Origin of the sequence: Giesbergeria anulus, assembly GCF_900111115.1 — a bacterium.
GTDB classification, from domain to species: Bacteria; Pseudomonadota; Gammaproteobacteria; order Burkholderiales; family Burkholderiaceae_C; genus Simplicispira; species Simplicispira anulus.
Window position 1 is genome coordinate 64,128 of record NZ_FOGD01000010.1, and the last position, 21,966, is coordinate 86,093.

General features: G+C 57.8%; 19 protein-coding genes. 13 read left to right on the forward strand and 6 right to left on the reverse strand.

What is annotated here, in order from left to right; genetic code table 11:
- Positions 1 to 55 precede the first annotated feature (55 nt).
- Together glnE and BMX55_RS12995 are read left to right on the forward strand one after the other, a co-directional pair.
- Positions 56 to 2,797: a bifunctional [glutamate--ammonia ligase]-adenylyl-L-tyrosine phosphorylase/[glutamate--ammonia-ligase] adenylyltransferase gene (glnE, locus tag BMX55_RS12990; RefSeq protein ID WP_091458394.1), complete on the forward strand. Its 2,742-nt coding sequence runs from the start codon at positions 56 to 58 to the stop codon at positions 2,795 to 2,797.
- A gap of 10 nt (positions 2,798 to 2,807) precedes the next feature.
- Entirely contained in the window at positions 2,808 to 4,016 is a 1,209-nt protein-coding gene (locus BMX55_RS12995) for an HD-GYP domain-containing protein (protein WP_091458396.1), read from the forward strand.
- Between the two features lie 109 nt (positions 4,017 to 4,125).
- Here BMX55_RS12995 and BMX55_RS13000 read toward each other — a convergent pair whose 3' ends face one another.
- Both BMX55_RS13000 and BMX55_RS13005 read right to left on the reverse strand, forming a co-directional pair.
- On the reverse strand, positions 4,126 to 5,325 hold the full coding sequence (locus tag BMX55_RS13000; RefSeq protein ID WP_091458398.1) for a helix-turn-helix domain-containing protein: 1,200 nt from the start codon (positions 5,323 to 5,325) through the stop codon (positions 4,126 to 4,128).
- A 114-nt stretch (positions 5,326 to 5,439) separates the two neighbouring features.
- Complete coding sequence (locus BMX55_RS13005) at positions 5,440 to 5,703, reverse strand: hypothetical protein (protein ID WP_091458400.1); 264 nt, start codon at positions 5,701 to 5,703, stop codon at positions 5,440 to 5,442.
- Positions 5,704 to 6,382: 679 nt separating this feature from the next.
- On the opposite strand from BMX55_RS13005, the gene BMX55_RS13010 reads away from it, so the two are divergent.
- The 4 genes from BMX55_RS13010 (at position 6,383) to BMX55_RS13025 (ending at position 8,856) form a co-directional block, all read left to right on the forward strand.
- The gene (locus tag BMX55_RS13010) at positions 6,383 to 6,832 is read left to right on the forward strand and encodes a jacalin-like lectin (protein ID WP_218144501.1); all 450 of its coding nucleotides are present in this window, start codon (positions 6,383 to 6,385) and stop codon (positions 6,830 to 6,832) included.
- A gap of 233 nt (positions 6,833 to 7,065) precedes the next feature.
- Positions 7,066 to 7,500, forward strand: a complete 435-nt coding sequence (locus BMX55_RS13015) for a hypothetical protein (RefSeq protein ID WP_143059678.1) — start codon at positions 7,066 to 7,068, stop codon at positions 7,498 to 7,500.
- Between the two features lie 268 nt (positions 7,501 to 7,768).
- The gene (locus BMX55_RS13020; protein ID WP_143059679.1) at positions 7,769 to 8,230 is read left to right on the forward strand and encodes a hypothetical protein; all 462 of its coding nucleotides are present in this window, start codon (positions 7,769 to 7,771) and stop codon (positions 8,228 to 8,230) included.
- Between the two features lie 119 nt (positions 8,231 to 8,349).
- Positions 8,350 to 8,856, forward strand: a complete 507-nt coding sequence (locus BMX55_RS13025; protein ID WP_091458407.1) for a GNAT family N-acetyltransferase — start codon at positions 8,350 to 8,352, stop codon at positions 8,854 to 8,856.
- Positions 8,857 to 9,090: 234 nt separating this feature from the next.
- Here BMX55_RS13025 and ssb read toward each other — a convergent pair whose 3' ends face one another.
- Together ssb and BMX55_RS13035 are read right to left on the reverse strand one after the other, a co-directional pair.
- The gene (gene ssb, locus BMX55_RS13030; protein ID WP_091458409.1) at positions 9,091 to 9,633 is read right to left on the reverse strand and encodes a single-stranded DNA-binding protein; all 543 of its coding nucleotides are present in this window, start codon (positions 9,631 to 9,633) and stop codon (positions 9,091 to 9,093) included.
- An 82-nt stretch (positions 9,634 to 9,715) separates the two neighbouring features.
- A complete protein-coding gene (locus BMX55_RS13035) occupies positions 9,716 to 10,888 on the reverse strand; it encodes an MFS transporter (RefSeq protein ID WP_091458411.1) in 1,173 nt (390 codons plus the stop codon).
- 190 nt (positions 10,889 to 11,078) lie between these two features.
- Here BMX55_RS13035 and uvrA point away from each other — a divergent pair, with 190 nt between their 5' ends.
- The 7 genes from uvrA (at position 11,079) to BMX55_RS13070 (ending at position 20,722) form a co-directional block, all read left to right on the forward strand.
- Entirely contained in the window at positions 11,079 to 14,054 is a 2,976-nt protein-coding gene (gene uvrA, locus BMX55_RS13040; RefSeq protein WP_091458412.1) for an excinuclease ABC subunit UvrA, read from the forward strand.
- 448 nt (positions 14,055 to 14,502) lie between these two features.
- On the forward strand, positions 14,503 to 15,630 hold the full coding sequence (gene metX / locus BMX55_RS13045; RefSeq protein ID WP_091458414.1) for a homoserine O-succinyltransferase MetX: 1,128 nt from the start codon (positions 14,503 to 14,505) through the stop codon (positions 15,628 to 15,630).
- Positions 15,627 to 16,220 (forward strand): methionine biosynthesis protein MetW, encoded by a 594-nt coding sequence (gene metW, locus BMX55_RS13050; RefSeq protein WP_091458416.1) that lies wholly within the window; start codon positions 15,627 to 15,629, stop codon positions 16,218 to 16,220. Before metX ends, metW begins: the two co-directional genes overlap by 4 nt.
- Before the next feature lie 16 nt (positions 16,221 to 16,236).
- Entirely contained in the window at positions 16,237 to 17,061 is an 825-nt protein-coding gene (gene pyrF, locus BMX55_RS13055; protein ID WP_091458418.1) for an orotidine-5'-phosphate decarboxylase, read from the forward strand.
- 221 nt (positions 17,062 to 17,282) lie between these two features.
- Positions 17,283 to 19,214 carry a methyl-accepting chemotaxis protein gene (locus BMX55_RS13060; protein WP_091458420.1) on the forward strand — a complete coding sequence of 644 codons (1,932 nt, stop codon included), beginning with the start codon at positions 17,283 to 17,285 and terminating at the stop codon, positions 19,212 to 19,214.
- Positions 19,215 to 19,419: 205 nt separating this feature from the next.
- Complete coding sequence (locus BMX55_RS13065; protein ID WP_091458422.1) at positions 19,420 to 19,839, forward strand: RNA recognition motif domain-containing protein; 420 nt, start codon at positions 19,420 to 19,422, stop codon at positions 19,837 to 19,839.
- Between the two features lie 283 nt (positions 19,840 to 20,122).
- Positions 20,123 to 20,722 carry an RNA recognition motif domain-containing protein gene (locus BMX55_RS13070; protein ID WP_091458424.1) on the forward strand — a complete coding sequence of 200 codons (600 nt, stop codon included), beginning with the start codon at positions 20,123 to 20,125 and terminating at the stop codon, positions 20,720 to 20,722.
- Positions 20,723 to 20,809: 87 nt separating this feature from the next.
- Here the strand turns inward: BMX55_RS13070 and lptC are convergent, their stop codons facing one another.
- Positions 20,810 to 21,418: an LPS export ABC transporter periplasmic protein LptC gene (lptC, locus tag BMX55_RS13075; protein ID WP_091458426.1), complete on the reverse strand. Its 609-nt coding sequence runs from the start codon at positions 21,416 to 21,418 to the stop codon at positions 20,810 to 20,812.
- Positions 21,415 to 21,963, reverse strand: a complete 549-nt coding sequence (locus BMX55_RS13080) for a KdsC family phosphatase (protein ID WP_091458428.1) — start codon at positions 21,961 to 21,963, stop codon at positions 21,415 to 21,417. The genes lptC and BMX55_RS13080 overlap by 4 nt, the downstream gene beginning before the upstream one ends.
- Positions 21,964 to 21,966 lie beyond the last annotated feature (3 nt).

Sequence of the window (21,966 nt, forward strand, 5' to 3'; positions counted from 1 at the left end):
AGCCCATCCAACCCTGTGTCGTTTTACCTGCGGCGCTTGCCCGCTACCCTTTGCCATGCCACTGCACCTGACCGACAACGCCGACGCCAGCCCCGCCCAACACTCGCGTTTTTTCCAGCGCTTGCACCGCCGTTATGGTGCTCAACTAGCCACGTTGCCAGCGGGTGCCCCCGTGCGTGCCAGCATGGAGCAAACCTTGGCCGCCCTGCACGCCCAAGGCTGCGACACCGGCACCGCCTTGCGCACCCTGCGCCAGTTGGTCATGGAGCGCCTGATGCGCCTAGACTGCGAAGCCCAAGCGCCGTTACAGGTAGTGACCCAAGCCGTGACCGAGCTGGCCGAGGTGGCGCTAGACGCCGCCTGCCGCCAAGCGCGCCAAGAACTGGACGAGCGCCACGGTGCCCCCTGTGGCCCCGATGGGCAGCCGGTGCAGTTGTGGATTATTGGCATGGGCAAGCTAGGCGCACGCGAGCTCAACGTCTCCAGCGACATCGACCTGATCTACGTGTATGAGCACGATGGCGAGACCGCTGGCCGCCCCGATGGGCGCGGGCGCATCTCCAACCACGAATACTTTGGCCGCGCTGTCAAAATCATCTACAGCTTGGTAGGCGACACCACCGAGCACGGCATGGTGTTTCGCGTCGATTTGGCGCTGCGTCCGCATGGCAATTCTGGGCCACCGGCGGTATCGCTGGCAGCGCTGGAAGAATATTTGCAAATCCAAGGCCGCGAATGGGAGCGCTTTGCTTGGCTCAAAAGCCGGGTCGTAGCCCCGTTCGATTGCATTGGCACGCCGCAAGTGCAAGCCTTGCGCGCAGTGGTGCTGCCGTTTGTCTTTCGGCGCTACCTCGACTACAACGTGTTTGAGGCCCTGCGCAGCCTGCACCGCCAAATCCGTGACCATGCCGCCCGGCGCAGTGCGGGCCACCCTGGGCGCGCTAACGATGTCAAGCTTTCACGCGGGGGCATCCGCGAGATCGAATTTACCGTGCAACTGTTGCAAGTGGTGCGCGGGGGGCAGTTTCCAGAGCTGCGCCGCCGCCCCACACTCGACGCCTTGCAGCGCGTAGCGCAAGCGGGCCTGATGCCCCAAGAAACTGCCGATGCTTTGGCCCGCGCCTATATCTTCTTGCGCCGCGTCGAGCACCGCATCCAGTACCTCGACGACCAACAAACCCACATCCTGCCCACCCGTGACGACGATCTGGCCTGGATTGCCCAAACGATGGGTTACACCAGCTGCGCCAGCTTTTTGCATGAACTCGATGCCCACCGCGAGTTGGTGGCACAAGAGTTTGACACTTTGCTTGGCGGTGATACCAACAAAGCCTGCAACGGCAACTGCGCTGGCCCCCATGCGGGCACCACCGCACCAGAGCTAGAAACCCTGCTCGCAGAGCTGCCCCCGGCCTTGCGCGAGCGGGTAGCCGAGTGGCGCACCCATCCACGTATTGGGGCCCTGCGCGAAGAAGCCCGCGCCCGGCTGTTTCGCCTGGTGCAGCGCACAGCGCAATGGCTGCGCGATGGCCGTGCCAGCGACGAAGCCGCCGTGCGCCTCATCAACTGGTTTGAATCCCTGCTACGCCGCGAAAGCTATTTGGCACTGCTGCTAGAGCGCCCCTCCGTGCATGAGCAATTGCTGCACCTGCTAGGCGCAGCGCGCTGGCCCGCCCGCTACCTGTTGCAACACCCCGGCGTGATCGACGAGCTGGCCGGTAGTGCGCTGCTGCAAGAGCGCTTTGTGGCCGCCGACTTTGAGCGCGATTTGGCCCGGCGCTTGGCATCGCTGCGCTCGACCAAAGAAGACGACGACGAAACCCTGCTCAACCTGCTGCGCCGCGCCCACCATGCCGAAACCTTCCGCACGCTGGCCCGCGATGTAGGCGAACGCCTGACGGTAGAGCAAGTGGCCGACGACCTGAGCGCCTTGGCCGACAGCGTGCTGCGCGTGACAGCGCAATGGTGCTGGGAGCGCCTCAAAAACCGCCACCGCGAAGAACCCCAATTTGCCATCATTGGGTATGGCAAGCTCGGCGGCAAAGAGCTGGGCTACGGCAGCGACCTCGACATCGTTTTTGTCTTTGACGACGATGACGACCGCGCCTCCGAGGTCTATACCGCCTTGGTGCGCAAACTCATCAACTGGCTCACCGTCAAAACTGGCGAGGGCGACCTGTTCGAGATCGACACCGCGCTGCGCCCCAATGGCAACTCTGGCCTGCTGGTGACGAGCTTTCAGTCTTACGCCAACTACCAGCAGCAGCGCGGCAGCAACACCGCTTGGACTTGGGAGCACCAAGCCATGACCCGCGCCCGCTTTGTGCTGGGCAGCCAAGACCTGCACACCCGCTTTGATGCCGTGCGCGCCTCGGTGATTAGCGCGCCGCGCGATGCCACCGCACTGGCACAAGAAATCACCGCCATGCGCGACCGCGTGCTCGGTGCCCACCGGCCCCCGCCAGACCAGTTTGACATCAAATACAGCCCCGGCGGCATGGTAGATGCCGAGTTTGCCATGCAGTATTTGGTGCTGCTGCACTCTGGCGCGCACCCCCAACTGCTAGACAACGTGGGCAACATCGCCCTACTGCAACGGGCAGAAGACGCGGGCTTGCTGCCCGCTGGCGTCGGTCAAGCAGCCGCCAGCGCCTACCGCGAGTTGCGCCGGGTGCAGCACCGGGCGCGCTTGGATGAGGTGCCCACCCAAGTGACCTCACCCGCGCTGCACACCGAGCGCAGCGCCATTGAGGCACTGTGGCAAGCCGTGTTTGGGCACAGCGTAGGCTGCGCATAATGCACAAGCCATGAACCTGCTTACCCTGAACATCGACACCATCCCACTGGGCCAGCCCCTGAGCTTTGTTTTGCGCAGCGTCAGTGGGGCGGTGCTGGCGCAAAGGGGCTATGTCATCCGCAACCGCGCTGACCTAGAACTGCTGGTGCAGCGCGGCGTTAGTTTGTGCATAGACACAGCAGAGTCTGATGACAGCCACCGCGCCTACATGGGCCAGTTGCAGCGCATGTTGCTGTCAGAAAAGCCCCTGAGCGAAATCGCCAAAGCCCGCATGGAGATGGTGGCCCAAGAGGGCTCCCAAAACAACACCAACAACGGCCCCCCTAACTGGCCCGACCTGCAACACCGCGCCACGCAACTGCTGCGCTCGCCGCCCGCACACGAGTTTGGCGTGCGCTTTATGGACTTGCAGGCCGACCTATCACGCTACTGTGTCCTGAACCCAGACGCCACTTTGCTGGCGCTCATTCGCATCTCAGGGCAAGAAACGCGCATGTACAGCGCCACGCACAGCATGTTGGTAGCCTGCGTGTGCATGGTGGTGGCACGGGCCACGCTGCGCTGGGACGAAGAGCAAATTTTGCGCATCGGCTGCGCTGCCTTGAGCATGAATTGCGCCATGACCGAGCTGCAAGACCATCTGGCCTTGCAAAACACCCCCCTGAGTGCCGAACAAATCAGCGCCATCGAGAACCACCCGGAACGTAGCGAGATCCTGCTGCGCAGCTTGGGCATCCTCGACCCGATCTGGCTCGAAGCCGTGCGCCAGCACCACCACCGTACCCCAGGGCGCTTGGTGGACAAAAGCGAAGCGCAGCAAATGGCACGCCTGATCCAACGTGCCGATATTTTCTCGGCCCGTTTATCGCCGCGCGCCAATCGCGTCCCCATGCCAGTCACGGCGGCCATGCAGTCGTGCTACTACGACGAGGAGCATCAGGTCGATGAGGCAGGCGCAGCCATCGTTAAAACGCTGGGCCTGTATCCACCAGGCACTTTTGTGCATCTGGCTAGCAAAGAAGTGGGTATGGTGGTGCGCCGGGGCCTAACCGCTACCACGCCGCGCGTGGCCGTGGTGCTCAACCGCCAAGGCATGCCCACCGGCGAGCTGATCCCCCGCGATACCGCTGCGGCCAACTCCAAAATCACCGGCGTAGTGGCGCACAAAGATGTGCTGCGCATCCAAGTACCCCTAGAGCGGCTACTGGCCTTGGTGTAAGGGTGTGACGGGCAGCCCCGGCTAGAAAATTTTTTGGCAAGGCGCTGGAACTTTTCGGGGCCGCCCCCAATCTATGGAGCAACTCGTACTTTTACGGTTGCGAAGCCTTTCAGGCCCCGTCGGCTTGGCTGCAATCCCGGAGCGCACCTCCTCCCTCCCTCTCTTCTTCGTTCGGGGGCGCTTCGCAACCTTTTTCTTTTTCTTTTGCACTGGTAGCACGCGCCTTGGCGGCTGCACGCACGGCCCGCGCTGACACCTTGGCTACTGCGCAAGCGTAGTCCAGCGCCGCATAACTGACCACCGCACCACGCAAGGCATCGGCAATGATGGTGTCGGCCCACGCAATGCCGCAGGGAGCGATGGGGCCGGTATCGGGCACCGTGGCAGCCACAGGGCCACGCCATTGCACCAGCAGCTCTGCCATGCGGGCTTTGGCTTGGGCTACCTCCTCTGGGGTGACTGGGGGCGGTTCTGGCCGCTGGGGTGGCTGTAGGGACTGCGGCGGTGCAACAGCACTAGGTGGCGGCACTGCTACTGCGGGCAACCGTGGCGCGGGGCGTTGGTTATGGAGCCACACCGGATCAAACGAGGCCCAATCGTTGAGCGCCATCACCTGCACCACCCAGCCGACAGACTGCCCCACGGTGGCCGCATGGTTGAGCAATTGTTGGCATTGCAGCGCATTGGGCAAGGCGGGGCGGCCTTTGGCTCGGCGCACCTGCTGCCAAGCCTGCAAGGCAGCTTGGTCTTGTGGGCTGGGCAAGGATTGCAAAAATAAAGAAGATGATGAAGAGGGTAAGGCCGAGGGTGAAGCCGATTCCACCTTCGGAGGAGGAGGTGGTGGTGGCGCAGGGCAAGGTGGGGCCGGTGGCTCCGTTGTCTTTTCCTGTTGAATTCTGTTGCTACCGTTCTGGGTGGTGATTTCTGCACATGGGCCGGAAAAATCGCCACCTGCGGGAGCAGCCAATACCACCTCAAGAGGTAAGTTTTCTGCACCGTCTGCGGCGCTGGGCGCGGGGGCCAAGGCGGCTTCATTGATGCGGTACACGTTGCAGCATAGGCCGGGGGCTTTGCTTACCTCCAGCACGCCCCTTTGCATGAGCAGCGTGATGTGCGTTTGCACCGTTCGTTTGTGCAAGCCACACAAGCGCGCCAGCCGCGCCAGCGACGGGAAAGCACACCCGCGTGCATCGTTGTAGTGGTGGATGATGCACAGCAACACCAGCTTGGCCCCACTGGGCAAAGAAAGCAACCAAGCGGCACGGCCCATGCGCAGGCTGGCGCGGGCAATAGAAAACACTTCGGTCATGGCAAGACCTCTCCGAACAGAGAAAACACAAACACACAGGCACACACCCGCTGGCCGCTGCGCAGGGCAGCCGTCAGACAACGGGAAGCGAAAGAGGAAGGAAGGCGCGGGCGCTTAGGGCTGGGTCAGGCCCATCGCCCCATGCAGCAAATCAGCGCTGCCATCGGCGCGGAAACCGGCCAGCAATTGCAAGCGCTGGCGGTTGCGCCACAGCAGGGCGCGCTGGCGCTGCTGGCACCAAGAGCCAGCACGGCTGTGCGGAGGTTCAGCCAATAAGGTGTGCAATGCGTGCAGGGTGTGCTGCAAGACCTGTGCTGTCAAAGGCGAAGAGATACCCGGCGGCGGGGCCACAGTGTTCGGGGAAAAGGTGTCAGCCATGATTGGCTCCGTTTGGACAAGTGATGCAACCTGCCGCCCTTCCCCTGTCAAAAGGTTGGGTGGCAGACCATGTAGGGTTGACAGACCGGCAAACGGAACCGGCACGCCCTTGCAGGCGTCCCCACACGGCCCACCATGAAGGAGCCATGCACGCAGCATGAGAAAACTGAAAAGCCGCAATCCCATGAAAAGAGTGCGGCTGCTGCGCCGTTTGAAACCGAGCTGTCAAACCCGTGCCCCGCCTTTTTCGCGGGATGGCGTGAGTCTAACGGCTAGGAGCGGGTGGCGGCAAGCCCCCCGCTTTTCATCTATCCATCCATCCATGCGCAATGGTGCCAGCGGCCCCATCACTCAAGAACGCACTCCACCGCTGGTGCATGCTGTTTTTTATGCAACCAAATGAAACAATTTAGCCCATTGCGTTGTACGGGTGCTGTAATGCTACCTAAGCAGATAAAAATATCTACGCTATAGCCTGTTTGGACGGGCATTGAATATCTGTGTTGGGTAAGACTGCATCCGTAAAATTTAGTTTTTTCTAAACGGCTGACTATTGGCGTTTCCCTGTGGGTGGGATAGGATGGTGCAATTTTATCCAAATGCTAGCCTGCGTGGGGCCGTGATCTAATCCTAGTTAGGCTTCTCTGAAATGTCGCCCAGCAGAAGTCTATAAAAATCAATGGCGACAAAAAATGAAAAGGAGATTTTTATGCCTTACAAAAAGAGTGCATTATATGGCGGACAAGGAGGCTCGGATTTTTCCGATGACCTGACCCAGACAGCTAGGATTGTTTCGATTTCGATCAGACATGGCTCAAGGGTTGATTCGATTCAAACTACATGGCTTCTAACGGATGGAAGTCAATTAATAGGAAAACTCCATGGCGGAAGTGGAGGCAAAGAAGATGTAATTCAATTTGCAGCCGACGAGCATGTAGTCACGATACAGGGACGCAGTGGTAGCCGAGTCGATTCACTGACTATCACTACCAATAAAAAGTCTTATGGCCCATATGGAGGCGACGGAGGAGAGTCCTTTGGCCCCATTCCCGCCGAGAGGGCAGGCGGATTTTTTGGTCGATCCGGGTCGGAATTAGACGCAATTGGCGTTTTTATTCCAGCCGAGTAATTCGGGCAACGACTTTATCGTTTCCCGACATTTCACACAACATACTAGTCTAACTAGCTATTCGAGCGGACGCGGGCGACAAATCCACCCGCGCTGCTCGACGTTGGCGTTAGCACTTAGCCACTATAGTCTCAAAGTTATCAAAATATTGAAGCACTCATCACTTGGGGCGTAAAATTAATTTCTCTCTTCTTTTTAGATAAAAATATTTCGCTCTCAATAGAAGGCAATTAATGAAATATACGACAAGCAAAATATTGAGATTCTTGATTGCTTTTTTATCTATAATTATTTTACATAATCCGGTTTTTGCCAGAGGTGGTGGCGGTCATTCGGGCGGGAGCCACTCTGGCATTAATCAAACCGGCTCTAGAGGCGGCATATATCACTATTCTAGCACTGGCAGCGGAAATAAAGTATACGAAAGCCATAATTCAAGTTATGGATCAGGATATTCATATTCTGGATACGGAAAGCATAAGAATCAAAATTCTTATAATGGAAATTTGGCGCACGAAGCCGGTCATTTGGCCTACAAGACAGAGCGATCAAATGATATCAACATCAAATCAATGGATTCAACCAAAAATACAACCTGCGAATATAAATCAGTCATGACGGACGATGATTATCGTGCATGCGGATCAAATCCACCATCATATAAATGAAATTAAGTTTCATTAAAAAATCAATTACATCAAATATTTTGATATATAAAATCGGTCTACAAAATACATGGAAAATTAGATCATAGCGAAATTAATATAGGCATTGGCGCTAAATTTTCGCTCAAGCGGATAACTTGGATTTAGCGATTACCTTAATCCGTTAGGCCCCAGTGGGCAGTCATGCATCTCTCGCATCAATCTGCGATCCGGATCACTTTGTCTGAGAGAAAATTTTCGGACAATAACTATGTTCTTGAATGGACACCCGATGATCTCTCACCTTCGATTCTTAATCCCCGTTATGCTTGCCGGACTACTTGCCGCATGTGGCGGTTCAAGTACCTTCGAGCCAGTTGAATTGAGCACGAGTCGCATAGCAGCATTCTGGCCAACGACCAATATGCAAGAAACATATGTCATTCGAAGCGATGGCGAGTGGCTGGTTGCTTGGCAGAAGCATGAGCCGCCGACCTATCCAAAGACAGATCGTCCTCAGATTGATTTTTCCAAAAATATGGTGGTCGGTCTATCGTTAGGATCTGGCTCTAATGGCTGCTACAGACTTTCAATTCAGAGGGTCGTCGAGGAAGAGGAAGAAGTCCGAGTTGAGTACATTCATTCTATGGCACAGGCTGGCTCAATCTGTACTCAAGCGATTGTCGCGCTCACGGATTTTGTGGTTGTCAACAAGAGTGAAAAGAGGGTGACGTTTTCACAAATTGGGAGCTAATACTTCGAGCTAGAGAGAGAACACAATGAAGACGTTAGAAAACTTGGTGTGTGCGTATTTCACTGAGAACAGCCATAAGGACGTGGCGAAGTCTATAATTTAATTTTGGAGGTATGTAGATGAGCTTTCAACTTCTCCCCCTAAAGCCTGAGGACATTCAATCATTCAAGCAAGATATGCAGGAAGCATTTCAGAAGGGTGCTGCATCCGAGTTTGAAAATTTAGCAGTGCAGATATTGCCAGAGCATGATATTGATTCATCACTTAATGCAAAAGGTTCTGCTGCCTATAAAGCCACTGATGATGGAAAGATCGTCGGAGGTGTCATTGTTGTTATAAATGAGTCCACACAGCACAATCACTTAGATTTTCTTTACGTGAAGCACGGTATTCAATCTCGTGGCATCGGCAAAAAAATCTGGGAACACGTGGAGAAGCTGCACTCAGATACAAAGGTGTGGGAAACAGTGACACCATATTTTGAGAAGAGGAATCTTCACTTCTACATCAATCGCTGTGGTTTCGCCGCTGTAGAATTTTACAACCCCCACCACAAAGATCCAGAAATTCCTGAAGACATGATTGGCGGTGACTACTTCTTTCGCTTTACAAAAGTAATGAAGTGATAAAGCGGTAAAGAGGCCAGGGTCGAATTATTTTTTGCGTTAGCACTGAAAATTTTGGTGAAAATTTGGATCAGCTTCCAATTATTTACAAGAGAGGCTCTACGATAAATATATGCAGCGCCCCTTTAATTTAACGCTACGCTGTAAAAAACTACACAACTTGATGCGATCAACAAAAAAGCCCTGTAAACCAAACGCTTACAGGGCTTGCTTGCACATCAACAGAAGTAGTCTTTAGAACGGAATATCGTCGTCGCCAAAGTTATCGTTAAAGCCAGAACTGGGGCGCGCTGGTGGGGCCATAGGTGCTGGGGCCGGTGCAGGGCGAGCGGCAGGGGGGGCCATACGGGGGGCTGCTGCCGGTGCTGCACGGCGGGGGCTGTTGTCGTAAGCATCAGCGCCATAGCCATCATCAGCGGGCATACCAGCCCCGCCCATGCCTTGGCGGCTACCGAGCATTTGCATTTGGTCGGCGCGGATTTCGGTGCTGTACTTTTCTACACCCGACTGGTCTGTCCATTTGCGCGTGCGCAAAGAGCCTTCTACATACACTTGCGAACCCTTGCGCAGGTACTGGCCCACAATTTCAGCCAAACGGCCATTGAACACCACGCGGTGCCATTCGGTGTGCTCTTTGGCCTCGCCGGTTTGTTTGTCTTTCCACTTGTCGGTGGTGGCAATGGTCACGTTGGCCACTTGGTCGCCACTGGGAAAGGTACGCATTTCTGGGTCTTTGCCCAAGTTGCCGACGATGATGACTTTGTTGATGGATGCCATGCTACTTTGCCTTGAAAAAAGAGGATGCGCGGTGCGCTAAACGGTCAATTGTGCAGCATAAGAGCCAGCACCAAACCCGGTTTTACCCCCGCGCCACCGGACGCAAAGGCCAGCTCCACAGCAGCCAAAGTAGCGTCAAGACCGCCGTAGCCGCAAACAACCACACCGCGCCGCCCCCCTTGAGCAAAGCCCCGCCCAATGCGCCCCCAGCAAACAACCCTAGCGATTGCAGCGTGTTGTAAACCCCCAGCGCCGCACCACGCGTTTGCGCCGGTGCCATGCGCGACACCAAACTGGGCTGGCTGGCCTCCAGCGCATTAAAGCCACAAAAGAACACCAGTAGCAAAGCCCCCAGCGCCCACAACGAGGGCATTGGGGCACTGGCAGCAACCCACCCCAACCCTAGCTGCACCAGCAATATCAAGGCAATGGCCCCCAGCAGGGCGGCGCGCAAGTGCCCGCGCCGCTCCAGCGCAAACAAGCCACCCAAAAACAAAAAGGACACCAACACCGCAGGCAGATAGACCTGCCAATGCAGCGCCTTGTCCAACCCGGCCTGTACCAGCAAAGCGGGCACCGCTACCCACATCGCCATCTGCACGGTATGCAGGGCAAACACCCCCAAATTCAGCCGCAACAGATCAGGATGGCGCAACACATCGGCCAAACGGCCACGCGGCGCTTCTGTGTGCAATGCAGGCTCAGGCGGCACCCACCACAACACCACCGCCACACCCGCCAGCGCCAAAGCGCCCGTCAAGGCAAACAAACCGCCCAAACCTATCTGCGCCGCCAGCAAGGGGGCAGCCACCAGCGCCAGCGCAAACATCAGGGCGATACTGCCGCCAATCAGCGCCATGGCTTTGGTACGCACCACATCGCGGGTCTGGTCGGCGAGCAAAGCGGTGACGGCGGCAGATACCGCCCCCGCCCCTTGAAACGCCCGGCCGCACAACAAGCCCATCAGGCTATCGGCCCACGCCGCCAAAAAGCTACCCACGGCAAACACCAGCAGCCCCAGCACAATGATGCGCTTGCGGCCAAAACGATCCGATGCCATGCCCAGCGGCAATTGCAAGCAGGCTTGGGTCAAGCCGTACATGCCCATCGCCAGCCCAACCAGCGCCGGGTCATCGCCACCGGGGTAATGGCGCGCCTCAATGGCAAACACCGGCAGCACCAAAAACAGGCCCAACATGCGCAGGGCAAAAATCAGTGCCAGCGACACGCTGGAGCGCCGCTCCAACGCCGTCATTGGGGTAGGCACCGGCTTGCCCGAAGCCGGTGCAGAAGAAAAAGAAGAGGAAGGAGAAGAAGACACAATCGGTTCTCAGACGCGGGCAGCATACCCGGCACGACAGACAACAGCCGCCAAAGCAGCGATTGTGCGCGAAGCGCCGATAAAGCGCCGATAAAGCGCCACTGGCCTGTGGGCTATCCCTATCATGACTGCATTCCTTCTGCCTGCCGCCTCTACCGTGAATGCACCTTCCTCCCCCCCCTCCAACAGCCCTGCCCACTCCACCCAGCCCCCTGAAGAAGGCCGCCCACTGGCGGCAACTTTGGCCCGACACCACTGCATCAGCATTCGGGGGGCGCGCACGCACAACCTGAAAAATATCAACCTCGACATCCCACGCGAGCAACTGGTGGTGATTACCGGGCTGTCAGGTTCGGGCAAATCGAGTTTGGCCTTTGACACTCTCTACGCCGAAGGCCAGCGCCGTTATGTCGAAAGCCTGTCCACCTATGCGCGCCAGTTTTTGGGGCGGCTGGACAAACCCGATGTCGATTGGATTGAGGGCCTGTCCCCCGCCATCGCCATCGAGCAAAAAGCCACCAGCCACAACCCACGCTCCACGGTGGGCACAGTGACGGAAATCCACGACTACCTGCGCCTGCTCTATGCACGGGCAGGCACCCCCTACTGCCCCGAACATGGTCAGGCGCTGGCGGCACAAACCATCAGCCAGATGGTCGATGCCGTGCTTGCGTTGCCCGCAGACACCCGCTTGATGGTGCTGGCCCCAGTGGCCCGCCAGCGCAAAGGCGAGTTCACCGAACTGTTCAAAGAAATGCAGGCTCGTGGCTATGTCCGCTTTCGGGTGGATGGGCAGATTTACGCACACGAGCAACTGCCCCCCCTGAAAAAAACCGAGAAGCACGATGTCGATGTGGTGATCGACCGGCTCAAGGTGCGCCCGGAGGTGCAGCAGCGGCTGGCCGAGAGCTTGGAGGCTGCGCTGCGTGTGGCAGGGCCAGACGCAGGCGGGCGGGTGCTGGCACTGGAGATAGATACCGGCACCGAGCACCTGTTTAGCAGCCAGTTTGCCTGTCCGGTGTGCAGCTACGCCCTGCCCGCACTGGAGCCTCGGCTGTTCTCCTTCAATGCGCCGCTGGGGGCCTGCCCCAGTTGCGATGGCATCGGCCACCGTGATGTGTTTGATGTCGCACGGGTGGTGGCCTTTCCATCGCTCAGTTTAGCTAGCGGGGCTATCCATGGTTGGGATCGGCGCAACAGCACCGGCTTTGCCCTGCTAGAGAGTCTGGCCCAACATTACGGCTTTGATCTGGAAACACCGTTTACAGCCTTGCCAGACAAAGTTCAGCAAGTCATCCTGCATGGCTCCGGCCATGAAGCCATTGCCTTCCAATACTTTCTGGGCAGTGGAGCCAACAAAGGGCAAGCCATCATCAAACAACACCCGTTTGAAGGCATCCTGCCCAACATGGCCCGGCGCTGGCGCGATACCGACTCTGCCGCTGTGCGCGAAGAGCTGGCCCGCTGGCGCAGCACCCAACCCTGCCCTGATTGTTTGGGTGCCCGCCTACGCCGCGAGGCCCGGCACGTCAAAATAGGCCAAGGCCCCCAAGCCAGAGCCATCCAAGACATCAGCCACAGCACGCTGGCCGAAGCCCATGCGTGGTTCTCTGGCCTGCAACTGTCAGGCACCAAAGCTGAAATTGCCGCCCCGGTGGTGCGCGAGATTGTCACGCGGCTGCAATTTCTCAACGATGTCGGCCTGAACTACCTTAGCTTGGGCCGCAGTGCCGACAGCCTCAGCGGTGGCGAGGCCCAGCGCATCCGGCTGGCCTCGCAAATTGGCTCGGGCCTGACCGGCGTGATGTATGTGCTTGATGAACCCAGCATCGGCCTGCACCAGCGCGACAACGACCGCCTGATTGCCACCTTGCAGCACCTGCGCGACATCGGCAACAGCGTGATCGTGGTGGAACACGACCAAGACATGATGCGCGCCGCCGACCAGATCATCGACATGGGGCCGGGGGCCGGGGTGCATGGCGGCCAAGTCATGGCACAGGGCAGCTACGACCAAGTGCGCGCCAACCCCCAATCGCCCACTGGGCGCTATCTGGCCGGTACGCTATCCATCGCGGTGCCCGTGCGGCGCACACCGCCCAAGGCCACGCAGCAGTTGCGCCTGATCGGTGCCCAAGGCAACAACCTGCAACACGTCAGCGTGGATTTTCCGGTGGGCTTGTTCACTTGCGTCACGGGGGTTTCTGGCTCTGGCAAAAGCACCCTCGTCAATGACACCCTGCACAAAGCCATTGCTCGGCAGTTGTACCGCTCCCATGATGAGCCTGCCCCTTACGAGGCCATTGAAGGCATGGACTCCTTCGACAAGGTCATCAATGTCGATCAATCCCCCATAGGCCGCACACCGCGCAGCAACCCAGCCACCTATACCGGCCTATTCACCCCCATCCGCGAACTGATGGCCGAAACCCACACCGCCAAAGAGCGTGGCTATGGCCCCGGGCGCTTCTCCTTCAATGTGGCCGGAGGCCGCTGCGAAGCCTGTCAGGGCGATGGCGTGGTGAAGGTAGAAATGCACTTTCTGCCCGATGTCTATGTGCCCTGCGATGTCTGCCACGGCCAACGCTACAACCGCGAAACCCTAGAGGTGCAATGGAAGGGCCGCCATATTGCAGAAATTTTGGCCCTTACGGTAGAAGATGCACACGCCTTTTTTAAGGATGTGCCCAGCATTGCCCGCAAGCTGCAAACCTTGCTTGATGTAGGTTTGAGCTACATCCGCTTGGGCCAAAGCGCCACCACGCTCTCCGGCGGTGAAGCCCAGCGCGTCAAGCTGGCGCAAGAACTGAGCAAGCGCGACACGGGCCGCACCCTTTACATCCTAGATGAGCCGACCACCGGCCTGCACTTTGCCGACATCGCGCTACTGCTCAAGGTGTTGCACCAGTTGCGCGATGCGGGCAACACCATCGTGGTGATCGAGCACAACTTAGATGTCATCAAAACTGCCGACTGGCTGATCGACATGGGGCCAGAGGGCGGCGCGGGCGGCGGTACGGTGGTTGCTACTGGCACCCCTGAAGCCCTTGCGGCCCATCCTGACAGCCATACCGGACGCTACTTACGCCACTATTTGTAACTAAATGTAACATTTAGCCTGTGGATAACCCTGTGGAAAGTTTTTGAATAACTAGGTACTTATCCACAGGGCAAGGCACTTTTCAAAAGTTGTTCATTTTTCGTACACAACAAAACAGGGGTACTGTGCACAGGGTTATCCACTGGCTAAGTTGTTGATTTTTAACAAAAAAACCTAGTTATCCACAGAAAACAGCTTCCTTCTACTACTACTACTAAGTAAATATATAAAAAAGAAAGTAATAACAGGGGATAACTTTTGTCCGCAATGCAAGGGGTACAACCACTGCGCTGGTACGTTGTCAGCCTGTCGAAACAGCAAGCTTTTGTTATAGTTGCAGCCATGCGCCGATTTGCTACAGCTTGCGGGCGCTTTATAAATCCAGCTAAAGACAGACCGACACCCCCGCCCGGCCCCGTTTTTAGCTTTGGCCTTGTCGGGTTTTCTTATGTCGTTCATCGCCACCCCTGAATTTCTGCACTTCCCGCAGGCACTGCCACTGCAAAGTGGTGCCTCTATCCGTGACTACACGCTGGCCTACGAAACCTATGGCAGCTTAAATGCCGAGCGCTCTAACGCGGTGCTGGTCTGCCATGCCTTGAATGCCTCACACCATGTGGCAGGCGTCTATGCAGGGCAAGACAAAAGCGAAGGTTGGTGGGACAACATGATCGGGCCAGGCAAGCCAGTCGATACCAATCGCTTCTTCGTCATTGGTATCAACAATTTGGGTTCTTGCTTTGGCTCTACCGGCCCCATGCACACCAACCCCGATACAGGGCAGGTCTATGGCGCAGATTTCCCTGTGGTCACGGTAGAAGACTGGGTTAACGCCCAAGCGCGTTTGCTTGATCGTTTGGGGGTGCAGCAGTTGGCCGCAGTGCTGGGAGGCAGCTTAGGCGGTATGCAAGCCTTGAGCTGGACGCTGCAATACCCTGATCGCGTGCGCCATGCGGTAGTGGTAGCCAGCGCCCCTAACCTCAATGCCGAGAACATTGCTTTCAATGAAGTAGCGCGCCGCGCCATCGTCACTGACCCAGATTTTCACGGCGGCCATTTTTACCAGCATGGCGTCGTGCCCAAACGGGGGCTGCGCATTGCCCGCATGATCGGCCACATCACCTACCTGAGCGACGATGTGATGAACGCCAAGTTTGGCCGCCAACTGCGCGAGGGGCTGAACCTCAAATACAGCACCCAAGACATCGAATTTCAGATCGAGAGCTACCTGCGCTACCAAGGCGACAAGTTCAGTGAATACTTTGATGCCAACACCTATTTGCTCATCACCCGTGCCTTGGATTACTTTGACCCAGCGCGCGCCTTTGGTGGTGATTTGAGCCAAGCGCTGGCACGGGCTACGGCGCAGTTTTTGCTGGTCAGTTTTAGCACCGACTGGCGTTTTTCGCCCCAGCGCAGCCGCGAGATCGTTAAAGCCTTGCTCGACAACCGGCGCGATGTCAGTTATGCCGAGATTGACGCCCCGCACGGCCATGACGCCTTTTTGCTCGATGATGCACGTTACATGGGCCTCATCAGCGCCTATTTCGACCGCATTGCCAAGGAGTTTGCATGACCGAGAAAACCATCATGCAAGCCATTGCCGCCTTGGTGCCTGTCGGTTCGCGGGTGCTCGATTTGGGTTGCGGCGATGGAGCCTTGCTCGACTACCTGCAACGCGAACGCGGTTGCAGTGGTTATGGCATTGAGATTGATGATGCCAATGTGCTGGCCTGTGCGCGCCGGGGTGTGAATGTCATCCAGCTCAACCTAGAAGAGGGGCTGGCGATATTTGCCGACCACTCCTTTGATGTCGTGTTGCAGATTGACACCCTACAGCACCTGCGCAATGCCGAAACCATGCTGCGTGAGACCGCCCGCGTTGGGCGCTCTGGCATTGTGGCCTTTCCCAACTTTGCCCACTGGCCCAACCGGCTGTCGGTGCTGCTGGGGCGTATGCCGGTCACGCGGCGCTTGCCTTACCAGTGGTATGACACGCCCAACATCCGTGTAGGCACCTATGCCGATTTTGCCGTGCTGGCACAAAAAAACCAGTTGCGTATCTTGGATGCCTTTGGTTTACAAGGTGGGCAGACGGTACGTTTTTTGCCCAACATCCGTGCCAGTACAGCGGTATTTCATTTTCAGCGTGATGCAGGCTACTAAACCTTAAAATTGCACCATGACCTTCCTTGATATGTTGCGCGCAGCGGCCACGCAGAACAACTCTATGCTGTGTGTGGGCCTAGACCCTGAACCCAGCCGTTTTCCTGCGGCTATGCAGGGCGATCCGCGCAAAATTTACGATTTTTGTGCTGCTATTGTGGATGCCACGGCAGACTTGGTTTGTGCCTTTAAGCCGCAGATTGCCTACTTTGCCGCCCACGGCGCAGAAGATCAACTCGAACGCCTGATGCAGCACATGCGCAGCCATGCGCCGCAAGTGCCCATCATTTTGGATGCCAAACGTGGTGATATTGGCTCCACTGCCGAGCAATACGCCAAAGAAGCATTTGAGCGCTACGGTGCCGATGCCGTCACGCTCTCGCCCTTTATGGGCTTTGATTCGGTCGAGCCTTACCTGCGCTATCAAGGCAAGGGGGCTTTTTTGCTCTGTCGCACGTCTAACCCCGGTGGCGACGATTTTCAGAACCAGCGCTTGGCAGGGGTTGCCGGAGAGCCGTTGCTCTACGAGCACATTGCCCGTTTGGCCCAAGGGCCTTGGAACCGCAATGGCCAGTTGGGGCTGGTGGTGGGCGCTACCTATCCGGCAGAGATTGAGCGGGTGCGCGCCTTGGCCCCCACCGTGCCTTTGTTGATTCCGGGGGTGGGTGCTCAAGGGGGAGATGCTTTGGCTACGGTGCGCGCGGGCTGGCGTCAAGATGGCCCGATTGTGGTCAACTCCTCGCGGGCCATCCTTTATGCCAGCAACGGGGCTGATTTTGCTGCGGCGGCCCGCCGTGAGGCACAACGTACACGCGATCTACTCCACGCGGCACGTCCCTAAGCTAAGCGCAGGGCATCGAGCGCCGTGGGCAGCGGCGTGATAGCGAAAAGAAATCGGTTTGCTTGCACTTGGCAAGAAATTCTAGTATCGGGCAAGGTGCTGTCGTTGGTAGTCTTGTCTACCTGCAATTGGTGCTACGTTTTGCAGCTCCATAGGGCGGCGGTGGGCCCTGTCGCTGCCTTGCCTTTCTAGGCCTCCGTTTTTTCTACCGATAGATGTCCATGTCACTGCTGCACCGTTGGAGCTTGCTCCAAAAATTCATGATCCTTGGCACCATCGGCCTGATGATGAGTGCCATGCCCACCTTTTTGTATGTGGAGCATGCGCTGCATGCCATTGGCGAGGCACGCACCGAAGTAGCAGGAGCGCCCCCGCTGATTGCTTTGAACAAGACGGTGCAACTGATGCAAATACACCGTGGTTTGTCGGCCAGTATGCTCAGTGGCGATGAAGGTCTGGGCGCTCGCCGTCCGGCAGTGCGCGATGGCGTGGGCAAAGCTTTGACCCAAGTGGATGAGCATTTTGCTACGGCAGCGGTGCCTGCGGCCCAAATGGCTGTCTGGGCCAAGGTTAAACAGACGTGGCAGGCACTAGAGCCTCAGGTGGCTGCACGCAGCTTGACGCCACCGCAGAGCACTGCGCAGCACACCCAACTCATTGCCAGCATCATGTTGCTGAGTGAAGAGTTGCGCTACACCTACAAACTGCAGATGGACCCTGACCCTGATACCCATGCCTTGATCCAAGCCACCTTGGTGGATGCACCGATGTTGAGCGAAAAGCTCGGCATCATGCGCGCCCAAGGCTCCAGTGCCTTGGTGCAGGGCGTCTTGCCGCCGGCCAGCAAAAGTACCTTACAGGCCCTGCAGCAACGTGCGGGCGAGTTAGTGGGTGAAACTTTCCGCAACTTTGATCGGGCGATGGTGACTAATCCGCAATTTCGTCAGCAGCTCGAAGCCCCAACCCGTGACCTCAAGGCCCGTATCGAGGCTACGCGCCAGATGGCCGATCAGAACCTGATCCAAGCAGCCAGTCTACAGATGCCGGCCAAAGACTATTTTGACGACTTCACCCGTACCATCGATGCCTTGTTCAGTGTCAATGATCGGGCCATGCACGCGCTCGATGCCAAGCTGCAAGAACGTGTAGAGCACCTGTGGCAGACGTTGATTGAGGTGCTGGTTGCCTTGTTGGTCACCCTGTCGATGACCACTGCGTTGGCGCTGGTCTTTGTGCGCTCCATGACCAAGCCCTTGGCACAAGCGCAAGATTTGGCACGGGCAGTGGCCGATGGTGATCTCAGTGGGGCCGATGTGGCCCATGGCAGCAACGAAGTGGGCCAGTTGATTGCTGCACAACAGCGTATGCGGGCTAAATTGCGCCCGGTGGTTGCCCAAGTGCGCCAAAGTGCCGAGGGATTGGCCAGCGCCAGTGCTGAAATTGCCCAAGGCAATAATGATCTGTCGGCCCGGACTGAAAGCCAAGCTGCGGCGCTAGAAAAAACTGCGGCGTCGATGGAGCAGCTCAACACCACGGTTCACCAAAATGCAGAAAGCGCACGCCAAGCCAACCAAGTGGCTGAAAATGCCAGCCAAGTAGCTGCCAAGGGTGGGCAGGTCGTAGCCCAAGTGGTACACACGATGGAGGCAATTAACGGCTCCTCACACAAAATTGCCGACATCATTAGTGTTATTGATGGCATCGCTTTTCAGACCAATATTCTTGCCCTTAATGCGGCAGTAGAAGCGGCCCGTGCTGGTGAGCAGGGCCGGGGTTTTGCCGTAGTAGCTTCTGAGGTGCGTGCTTTGGCTGGGCGCAGCGCCGCTGCTGCCAAAGAAATCAAGGGCTTGATTGAGGCCTCCGTGGGCAACGTTCATGCGGGTTGCACTCTGGTAGAGCAGGCAGGCAGCACGATGGATGAAATCTTAGTCAGTGTGCGCCGGGTGGCCGACATCATGGCTGAGATCAATATTGCCAGCCAAGCACAGTCGGCAGGCGTCTCTGAGGTCAGTACGGCCATCATGCATATGGATCAGGTGACGCAGCAAAATGCAGCCTTGGTCGAAGAGATGGCTGCTGCTGCTGATGGTTTGCGGGGGCAGGCGGAAGGCTTGGTAGGCACGGTGTCTTTGTTTCGGCTCAATACTGCCTGAAGCGTCTGCGAATCTGCTGGCTGGCAAGGCCAAAAATAAATATCTGCACACTGAAAAATTTGGCACATAATGACTGCACTTTTCTGCACTGATAGAAAAGTGGTTAAGTCAGCGGTGATTGGTCAGTTTCGCGTCTTTGAAGTCGTCACAGGTTTGTTGATTGCGTCGGGCTCCATCGCGTTTTATGTTTTTTCGGGAGTCCTTCATGGGCAACAAACTTTACGTGGGCAACCTGCCCTACTCTTTCCGCGATCAAGATCTGGAACAAACCTTTGGCCAATACGGTGCTGTTTCTAGCGCCAAGGTCATGATGGAGCGCGACACTGGCCGCTCCAAAGGTTTCGGCTTTGTCGAAATGGGCAGCGATGCCGAAGCCCAAGCCGCTATCCAAGGCGTGCACGGTCAAAACTTTGGTGGCCGTGATTTGGTCGTCAATGAAGCCCGTCCCATGGAACCCCGTCCCCCCCGCAGCGGTGGCGGCGGCTACGGTGGTGGCAATGGCGGCGGCTACGGCGGCGGCAATGGTGGTGGTGGCTACGGCGGTGGCAATGGCGGCGGCTACGGCGGTGGCCGCAGCGGTGGCGGCGGCGGTGGTGGTTACGGCGGTGGCCGTGGCGGCTACTAAGCCCTCCAGCCCCTGAGCTAAGCTTCGGCCCCGCGCCGAAACTGCACATTGAAAAGAGCCTTCGGGCTCTTTTTGCATTTTGTAGCTAAAAAAATACACATTTACTTGCAAAAGTCCTTGCGTTTTGCCCAATTCTCCGAGACATAATGTGCCTGCGGGCTGCGCCCGTATTGGTTTTGCGGTGATCCTGTAGTAGCGGGTGCGGCACATCCTCAGGGGGGGTGTCAGCTGAGTTTTCCGGGGCTCTATCGCGGTGTCAAAAGTGTTTTTTAGGAGTCCCTTGATGGGCAATAAACTGTACGTGGGCAACCTGCCCTATGGTGTGCGTGACGATGATTTGGCCCAAGCATTTGGCGAGTTTGGTAATGTGACCAGCGCCAAGGTGATGATGGAGCGCGATACCGGTCGTTCCAAAGGCTTTGGTTTTGTCGAGATGGGCAGCGATCCTGAAGCCCAAGCGGCCATCAACGGCATGAACGGTCAGCCTATGGGCGGCCGCAACATTGTGGTCAACGAGGCACGCCCCATGGAGTCGCGTCCCCCCCGCAGCGGTGGTGGCGGCGGTTATGGTGGTGGCTACGGCGGTGGCCGCAGCGGCGGCGGCTATGGTGGTGGCGGCGGTGGTTATGGCGGCGGCTACGGCGGTGGCCGCGAAGGCGGCGGTGGTGGTTATGGCGGTGGCCGTGAAGGTGGCTACGGCGGTGGCCGTGAAAGCAGCGGTGGCGGTTACGGTGGCGGCGGTTATGCTGCTCCACGCGGTGGTGCCGAGGGCGGTGGCCGTGGTGAAGGCGGTGGCTTTCGTAGCCCCTACGGCAACGGCCCCCGTGGCCGGGGTGGCCGTGAAGGCGGCGGCGGTGGTTACGGCGGCCAAGGCGGCTACTGATCTGTATCGCTTAGGTACCTAAAACAAAAGGCATGTGGACACCACATGCCTTTTTTTGCCATCCATTGGGCAACCATGGATAGGTTTTTAGCGCTTGGGTGGCATCAGGGTGCCACGCACCCGGCCCCGCAGTTCTAGCACCTGTTCTAGGTGGTTGTATTCCATCGTATCGGCGGTAAATTGGTCTTGGCCGCGTGTCAGGCGCACTGGTTGGTGTGAGCGCACGCGCTCTACTTGTGGCCAGAGGTGCAAAAACTCGCCACGGAACTCCATCCGGGGCTGTGCCCTTCCTGCGCGCTGCGCTTCGCGGGTAATTAGGGCATTGCCAAAGAGTTGCACTTCAGAGCCATCGGCGTTGCTCAGGCCCCGGTTGGCGCTGGCCAGCGTTTGTTGCCCCTGAACGGTGCGCGCTTGTATACGCACTTGGTCAATTTCTAGGGTGTCGGTGCTGGGGTAGTGTCTGGCCATCTGGCCCTGCACTTCGCTTTCTAGCCGCCCAGTGGGGTCAAAGCGTTGCACCGAAAACTGGCGCATAAAGTAGTCTGGCCCGGCGGTGGCGGGTGCAGTGGCTGCTGCACTGGGTGCTTGCGGTGCATTGCGCACCAGCCACCAAGTGCCCAGCGCCAGCAGGCCCATCAGCAGCACCGGCAGGTACATGGAGACGCTGTCCCAGCGCCGGTGCAGGGCGTTACTCATGCTTGGTAGGCGGCCAGCAGGCGGCTGTAGCTGCCACTGGCTACCAGCAGCAGGTCGCACCACTCACGCACGGCACCTTCACCACCTCTGGCGGTGGTGGTGTAGTGGGCTTGGGCGCACACTTCGGTGTGGGCTTGGGCTGGAGCGCAGGCGATGGCGCAGCGGCGCATCACTGGCAGGTCGGGCCAGTCATCGCCCATGGCGGCGGCTTGTTGCCATGTCAGGCCCAAGGTAGCGAGGATGCTTTCAGCGGCGGGGCGTTTGTCTTCAGTGCCAAAAATGGCGTGTTCAATGCCCAGTGCCTTCAGGCGCAGCCGCAGGGGGGCCGAATCGCGGCCTGTGATGACGGCGGGGGTAATGCCTGCCTGCTGTAGCAGCTTGAGGCCGTGGCCGTCTAGGGTGTGAAAGCGCTTGATGGTTTCGCCCTGTTCGGTGATGTACAGGCCACCATCGGTGAGCACTCCATCGACATCAAAGAAAGCCACCCGCACCTCTTGGGCGCGCAGCAACAATTCAGGGGCAAAAATCAGGGTGGGGGCAGACATGGT

What these genes read in the sequence shown, in the direction of transcription:
- glnE (WP_091458394.1), top strand. Translation starts at nt 56, where the DNA reads ATGCCACTGCACCTGACCGACAACGCCGACGCCAGCCCCGCCCAACAC.
- BMX55_RS12995 (WP_091458396.1), top strand. Translation starts at nt 2,808, where the DNA reads ATGAACCTGCTTACCCTGAACATCGACACCATCCCACTGGGCCAGCCC.
- BMX55_RS13000 (WP_091458398.1), bottom strand. Translation starts at nt 5,325, where the DNA reads ATGACCGAAGTGTTTTCTATTGCCCGCGCCAGCCTGCGCATGGGCCGT.
- BMX55_RS13005 (WP_091458400.1), bottom strand. Translation starts at nt 5,703, where the DNA reads ATGGCTGACACCTTTTCCCCGAACACTGTGGCCCCGCCGCCGGGTATC.
- BMX55_RS13010 (WP_218144501.1), top strand. Translation starts at nt 6,383, where the DNA reads ATGGCGACAAAAAATGAAAAGGAGATTTTTATGCCTTACAAAAAGAGT.
- BMX55_RS13015 (WP_143059678.1), top strand. Translation starts at nt 7,066, where the DNA reads ATGAAATATACGACAAGCAAAATATTGAGATTCTTGATTGCTTTTTTA.
- BMX55_RS13020 (WP_143059679.1), top strand. Translation starts at nt 7,769, where the DNA reads ATGATCTCTCACCTTCGATTCTTAATCCCCGTTATGCTTGCCGGACTA.
- BMX55_RS13025 (WP_091458407.1), top strand. Translation starts at nt 8,350, where the DNA reads ATGAGCTTTCAACTTCTCCCCCTAAAGCCTGAGGACATTCAATCATTC.
- ssb (WP_091458409.1), bottom strand. Translation starts at nt 9,633, where the DNA reads ATGGCATCCATCAACAAAGTCATCATCGTCGGCAACTTGGGCAAAGAC.
- BMX55_RS13035 (WP_091458411.1), bottom strand. Translation starts at nt 10,888, where the DNA reads ATGACGGCGTTGGAGCGGCGCTCCAGCGTGTCGCTGGCACTGATTTTT.
- uvrA (WP_091458412.1), top strand. Translation starts at nt 11,079, where the DNA reads ATGACTGCATTCCTTCTGCCTGCCGCCTCTACCGTGAATGCACCTTCC.
- metX (WP_091458414.1), top strand. Translation starts at nt 14,503, where the DNA reads ATGTCGTTCATCGCCACCCCTGAATTTCTGCACTTCCCGCAGGCACTG.
- metW (WP_091458416.1), top strand. Translation starts at nt 15,627, where the DNA reads ATGACCGAGAAAACCATCATGCAAGCCATTGCCGCCTTGGTGCCTGTC.
- pyrF (WP_091458418.1), top strand. Translation starts at nt 16,237, where the DNA reads ATGACCTTCCTTGATATGTTGCGCGCAGCGGCCACGCAGAACAACTCT.
- BMX55_RS13060 (WP_091458420.1), top strand. Translation starts at nt 17,283, where the DNA reads ATGTCACTGCTGCACCGTTGGAGCTTGCTCCAAAAATTCATGATCCTT.
- BMX55_RS13065 (WP_091458422.1), top strand. Translation starts at nt 19,420, where the DNA reads ATGGGCAACAAACTTTACGTGGGCAACCTGCCCTACTCTTTCCGCGAT.
- BMX55_RS13070 (WP_091458424.1), top strand. Translation starts at nt 20,123, where the DNA reads ATGGGCAATAAACTGTACGTGGGCAACCTGCCCTATGGTGTGCGTGAC.
- lptC (WP_091458426.1), bottom strand. Translation starts at nt 21,418, where the DNA reads ATGAGTAACGCCCTGCACCGGCGCTGGGACAGCGTCTCCATGTACCTG.
- BMX55_RS13080 (WP_091458428.1), bottom strand. Translation starts at nt 21,963, where the DNA reads ATGTCTGCCCCCACCCTGATTTTTGCCCCTGAATTGTTGCTGCGCGCC.